Here is a 7,463-nt window from a genome sequence, read left to right on the forward strand (position 1 = left end):
ACCATCGCCAACGTCGGCACCCTGGTCATAGGGGCTAACGGCGCTTACACCTTCACCCCGGCCGCCAACTACAACGGTTCCGTGCCGACCGTCACCTATACAGTCACCGACGGTTCCGGCACAGACGACACTTCGACCCTGAACATCAGCGTGACGCCGGTCGACGACAGCTTCACCGACCTCAGCGAAAGCGTAACCACCGCTGAAGACACCGCCGTCACCGGCAGCGTCCTCACCGGCACCTCGAGCGTCGACGGCCCGGTCAGCGTGGTGAATTTCGCCATCGACGGCGTTCCTGGCACCTTCACCGCCGGTCAGACGGCGACCATTGCCAACATCGGCACCCTGGTGATCGGGGCGAATGGCGCCTACACCTTTACCCCGGATGCCAACTACAACGGCACAGTGCCGACCGTCAGCTACACCATCACCGACGGTTCCGGCAGCAATGTCACCTCGACCCTGACCATCGACGTCACGCCGGTCGACGACAGCTTCACCGACATCAGCGAAAACGTCACCACCGCTGAAGACACCGCCGTCAGCGGCAGCGTCCTCACCGGTACTTCGAGTGTCGATGGGCCGGTCAGCGTGCTCAACTTCACCATCGACGGTGTCACTGGCACCTTCACAGCGGGCCAGACCGCGACCATCGCCAACGTCGGCACCCTGGTGATCGGGGCTAATGGCGCCTACACCTTTACTCCGGCCGCCAATTACAACGGCAGCGTGCCGACCGTGAGTTACACCGTGACCGACGGTTCGGGCACGGACGTCACTTCGACCCTGACCATCAACGTCACCCCGGTCGACGACAGCTTCACCGACCTCAGCGAAACGGTCTCCACCCAGGAAGACACCGCCGTGACCGGCAGCGTCCTCACCGGCACGAGCAGCGTCGACGGTCCAGTCAGCGTGCTCAACTTCACCATCGACGGTGTCACTGGCACCTTCACAGCGGGCCAGACCGCAACCATCGCCAACGTCGGCACCCTGGTCATCGGCGCCAACGGCGCCTACACCTTCACCCCGGCCGCCAACTACAACGGCACGGTACCCACGGTGAGCTACACCGTCACCGACGGCTCCGGCAGCAATGTCACCTCGACCCTGAATATCAGCGTCACCCCGGTCGATGACCCGAGCGTCCTGATTGCAGATACCAGGACCGTCGATGAAGACCACGCTGCAACGGGCAACGTGCTTGGCAATGACATCGATGTCGACAACGCTCTGAGTGTCGCGACATTCACCATACAAGGCGTCCCCGGCTCCTTTACCGCGGGTCAAGTCGCGACTATCTCCGGCGTCGGTACTGTGACTATCGCCACCAACGGCGATTACAGTTTCACCCCTGCCGCGAACTGGAACGGAACGGTTCCACAGATCGGCTACACCACCAACACCAACTCCACCAGCACGCTGAACATCACGGTCAACCCGGTCAACGACGCTCCGACCGTAAACGCCACCTCGGCCAGGGGTGATGAAGATCATTTGATCGCCGTGCAGCTCGGCGGCAATGACATTGACGGCAGCGTCAATCACTTCACCCTGACCAGCCTGCCGGCCAATGGCAAGTTCTACGCAGACGCCGCCGGGACCATCGAGCTGACCACCAGCAGCGTGATCTCCGCAACGGCCAATGGTGCAACGGTTTACTTCAAACCCACCGGCGACTGGAGTGGCACCACCAATTTCACCTACAGCGCGACCGACAACGGTGGCATGCCTTCTGCCATTTCGGCGACCGGCACCATCGTCGTCGCGCCAGTCACCGATACCCCGAGCCTGTCGCTGACCGGTGGCGGTATCGTTGCCTCGACCGACTTCCAGGAAGTCGCTGCGAGTATCGACGTCGATGTCAGCAAGCTCGGCAACGGTGCCTGGCACACTGACAACCGCGGGGGCATGGTCGAAATCGGCAAAGCCAGCGTCTATGGTGCCGGCGGCAATAACCAGGTCATCGAACTCGAGCGCAATACCGGTGATGCGAGCAACCTCTACACCACTATCGATGCGAAGGCCGGCACCACGTACAACGTGTCGTTCGACTATGCACCGCGTGCCGGCGTAGATAATTCGCTCATCAACGTGTACTGGGGCGGTCAACTCATTGGCACCCTGAACACCTCGACCACGGGCATGCAGCACTACAGCTTCGACATTCCGGTCACTGCCGATGGCAACCAGAGACTCGAGTTCCGCGCTGGGGACAGCAACAGCCTGGGCGGCCTGCTGGACAACATCAATGTCACTCAGGTGCTCAACTCGGGTCTTGAAGACAACGCGATCCTGTTGTCCACCATCCAGGCCCACACCAATGACGTCGACGGCTCGGAAACACTTGCCCTCACACTGAACGGCTTGCCGGCGGGTTCCAGCCTCACCGATGGCACCCACACCTTCAATGCTGCCAACGGCTCGACGTCGGTGGACATTACGGGTTGGAACCTGTCCACGCTCAAACTGACACCACCGACGAACTTCAATGGCGACATCCCCCTGACCGTAACGGCCACCGCCAAAGACGGCGATGCCCCAAGCGCGAGCACCTCGCTGCCACTGGTGGTGCACGTGGCTGCCGTCGATGACGCCAGCGTGCTGCAGGTGGACAGGAGCACCGTCGAAGAAGATCACAACGCGACCGGCAACGTGCTGACCAACGACCACGACGTCGATAATGTCCTGAGTGTCGCAAGCTTCAGCGTGAACGGGGTCAACGGCAGTTTCACCGCGGGCCAGACCGCGACCATCACGGGTGTCGGTACGCTGGTCATTTCCAGCAACGGCGACTACACCTTCAAGCCGGCTGCCGACTGGAATGGCAACGTTCCGCAGGTGACATACACCACCAATACGGGCTCGAGCAGTACGCTGAACATCAGCGTTACGCCGGTCAACGACAACTTCACCGATGCCAACGAAACGGTTTCGACCCTGGAAGACACCGCCTTGACCGGCAGCGTGCTCTCCGGCACTTCGAGCGTCGACGGTCCGGTCAGCGTGGTCAACTTCACCATCGGTGAAACCACTTACTCGGCCGGCACCACGGCGACCATCGCCAACGTTGGTACCCTGGTGATCGGTACAAATGGGGCTTACACCTTTACCCCGGCCGCCAACTACAACGGCACGGTGCCGACCGTCACCTATACCGTCACCGACGGTTCGGGACCCAACGACACCTCGACCCTGAATATCAGCGTCACACCGGTCAATGACAACTTCACCGACACCAGCGAAACGGTCTCGACCCTGGAGGACACTGCCCTGACCGGCAGCGTCCTCACCGGCACCTCGAGCGTCGATGGCCCGGTCAGCGTGGTCAACTTCACCATTGGTTCGACCACTTACACGGCCGGTACCACGGCGACCATTGCCAATGTCGGTACCCTGGTCATTGCGGCAAACGGCGCTTACACCTTCACTCCGGCTGCCAACTACAACGGCACCGTGCCAACGGTCACCTACACCGTCACTGACGGTTCGGGGCCTAACGACACTTCGACCCTGAACATCAGCGTCACGCCAGTCGACGACAGCTTCACCGACGCCAACGAAACGGTCTCGACCCTGGAAGACACCGCCCTCACCGGCAGCGTCCTCTCCGGCACGAGCAGCGTTGACGGCCCGGTCAGTGTGGTCAATTTCAGCATCGACGGTGTGACGGGCACTTTCAACGCCGGCCAGACCGCGACCATTGCCAACGTCGGTACCCTGGTCATTGGGGCCAACGGCGCTTACACCTTCACCCCGGCCGCCAACTACAACGGCACCGTGCCAACGGTCACCTACACCGTCACTGACGGTTCGGGACCTAATGCCACCTCGACCCTGAACATCAGCGTTACCCCGGTCAACGACAACTTCACCGACGCCAATGAAAGCGTGACCACCGCTGAAGACACCGCCCTCAGCGGCAGCGTTCTCACTGGCACGAGCAGCGTCGATGGCCCGGTCAGCGTGGTCAATTTCAGCATCGACGGTGTGACGGGTACTTTCAACGCCGGCCAGACCGCGACCATCGCCAACGTTGGTACCCTGGTGATCGGTGCCAATGGGGCCTACACCTTCACCCCGGCTGCCAACTACAACGGCACCGTGCCGACCGTCACCTACACCGTCACCGACGGTTCGGGACCCAACGACACTTCGACCCTGAACATCAGCGTTACGCCGGTCAACGACAACTTCACCGATGCCAGCGAAACGGTATCGACCCTGGAAGACACTGCCTTGACCGGCAGCGTGCTCAGCGGCACCTCGAGCGTTGATGGCCCGGTCAGTGTGGTCAACTTCAGCATCGACGGTGTGACGGGTACTTTCAACGCCGGCCAGATCGCGACCATCGCCAATGTCGGTACCCTGGTGATCGCAGCGAACGGGGCCTACACCTTCACCCCGGCTGCCAACTACAACGGCACCGTGCCGACGGTCAGCTACACCGTCACCGACGGTTCGGGACCCAACGACACTTCGACCCTGAACATCAGCGTCACGCCGGTCAACGACAACTTCACCGACGCCAACGAAAGCGTGACCACTGCTGAAGACACCGCCCTCACCGGCAGCGTTCTCAGTGGCACGAGCAGCGTCGACGGCCCGGTCAGCGTGGTCAACTTCACCATCGGTGAAACCACTTATGTTGCCGGTAGCACGGCGACCATCGCCAACGTCGGTACCTTGATCATTGCAGCGAACGGGGCTTACACCTTCACCCCAGCCGCCAACTACAACGGCACCGTGCCGACCGTCACCTACACCGTCACCGACGGTTCCGGCACAGACGACACTTCGACCCTGAACATCAGTGTCACCCCAGTTGACGACAGCTTCACCGACGTCAGCGAAACGGTCTCGACCCTGGAAGACACCGCCCTCAGCGGCAGCGTGCTCACCGGCACGAGCAGCGTCGATGGCCCGGTCAGCGTGGTCAACTTCACCATCGGTTCGACCACTTACACGGCCGGTACCACGGCGACCATTGCCAATGTCGGCACCCTGGTGATCGCAGCGAACGGGGCTTATACCTTCACCCCGGCCGCCAACTACAACGGCACAGTGCCGACTGTTACCTACACCGTCACCGACGGTTCGGGACCCAACGACACTTCGACCCTGAATATCAGCGTCACGCCAGTCGATGACAGCTTCACCGATGCCAACGAAACGGTCTCGACCCTGGAAGACACTGCCTTGACCGGCAGCGTGCTCAGCGGCACCTCGAGCGTTGACGGCCCGGTCAGTGTGGTCAACTTCGGCGTCGACGGTGTGACGGGTACTTTCAACGCCGGCCAGACCGCGACCATCGCCAACGTCGGTACCCTGGTGATCGCGGCGAATGGGGCCTACACCTTCACCCCGGCCGCCAACTACAACGGCACGGTGCCAACCGTCACCTACACCGTCACTGACGGTTCGGGAACCAACGACACTTCGACCCTGAATATCAGCGTCACACCGGTCAACGACAACTTCACCGACGCCAATGAAAGCGTGACCACCGCTGAAGACACCGCCCTCAGCGGCAGCGTTCTCACTGACACGAGCAGCGTCGACGGTCCGGTCAGCGTGGTCAATTTCACCATCGGTGATACCACCTACACCGCCGGCCAGACCGCGACCATCGCCAATGTCGGCACCCTGGTGATCGCAGCGAACGGGGCTTATACCTTCACCCCGGCCGCCAACTACAACGGCACGGTGCCAACCGTCACCTACACCGTCACCGACGGTTCGGGACCCAATGACACCTCCACCCTGAGCATCGGCGTCACGCCAGTCGACGACAGCTTCACCGACGCCAACGAAACGGTCTCGACCTTGGAAGACACTGCCTTGACCGGCAGCGTGCTCTCCGGCACGAGCAGCGTCGACGGCCCGGTCAGTGTGGTCAACTTCAGCATCGACGGCGTTACTGGCACTTTCAACGCCGGCCAGACCGCAACCATCGCCAACGTCGGCACCCTGGTGATCGGTGCCAACGGTGCTTACACCTTCACCCCGGCCGCCAACTACAACGGCACGGTGCCAACCGTCACCTACACCGTCACTGACGGTTCGGGAACCAACGACACTTCGACCCTGAATATCAGCGTCACACCGGTCAACGACAACTTCACCGACGCCAATGAAAGCGTGACCACCGCTGAAGACACCGCCCTCAGCGGCAGCGTTCTCACTGACACGAGCAGCGTCGATGGCCCGGTCAGCGTGGTCAATTTCAGCATCGACGGTGTGACGGGCACTTTCAACGCCGGCCAGACCGCGACCATCGCCAACGTCGGTACCCTTGTGATCGGTGCCAATGGGACCTACACCTTCACCCCGGCTGCCAACTACAACGGCACCGTACCGACCGTCACCTACACCGTCACCGACGGTTCCGGCACAGACGACACTTCGACCCTGAACATCAGCGTCACGCCGGTCAACGACAACTTCACCGACGCCAGCGAAACGGTCTCGACCCTGGAAGACACCGCCCTCACCGGCAGCGTCCTCAGTGGCACGAGCAGCGTCGACGGCCCGGTCAGCGTGGTCAACTTCAGCATCGACGGTGTGACGGGCACCTTCACCGCCGGCCAGACCGCGACCATCGCCAACGTCGGCACCCTGGTGATCGGGGCGAACGGTGCTTACACCTTTACCCCGGCCGCCAACTACAACGGCACGGTGCCAACCGTCACCTACACCGTCACCGACGGTTCGGGGCCTAACGACACCTCGACCCTGAATATCAGCGTCACGCCGGTCAACGACAACTTCACCGACGCCAACGAAACAGTCTCGACCCTGGAAGACACTGCCTTGACCGGCAGCGTGCTCTCCGGCACTTCGAGCGTCGACGGTCCGGTCAGCGTGGTCAACTTCACCATTGGTTCGACCACTTACACGGCCGGTACCACGGCGTCCATCGCCAACGTCGGCACCCTGGTGATCGCGGCCAACGGCGCCTACACCTTCACCCCGGCCGCCAACTACAACGGCACGGTGCCAACGGTTACCTACACCGTCACCGACGGTTCCGGCACAGATGACACTTCGACCCTGAACATCAGCGTTACCCCGGTCGATGACAGCTTTATTGATGCCAGCGAAAGCGTGACCACCGCTGAAGACACGGCCTTGACCGGCAGCGTCCTCTCCGGCACGAGCAGCGTCGATGGCCCGGTCAGCGTGGTCAACTTCACCATCGGTTCGACCACTTACACGGCCGGCACCACGGCGACCATCGCCAACGTCGGTACCCTGGTGATCGCGGCGAACGGTGCTTACACCTTCACCCCGGCCGCCAACTACAACGGCACCGTGCCAACGGTCACCTACACCGTCACCGACGGTTCGGGAACCAACGACACCTCGACCTTGAACATCAGCGTCACGCCGGTCGACGACAGCTTCACCGATGCCAACGAAACGGTCTCGACCCTGGAAGACACTGCCTTGACCGGCAGCGT

The 7,463-nt window shown here is 62.0% G+C and carries 1 protein-coding gene; it reads left to right on the forward strand.

From position 1 onward, the window contains the following. Nucleotides 1–7,463, forward strand: a 7,463-nt coding sequence (locus AC3WJW_RS29885) for a beta strand repeat-containing protein (protein WP_493728537.1), incomplete at both ends; no start/stop codon positions are given.

Source organism: Pseudomonas sp. GW821-FHT07G06, from assembly GCF_058986625.1.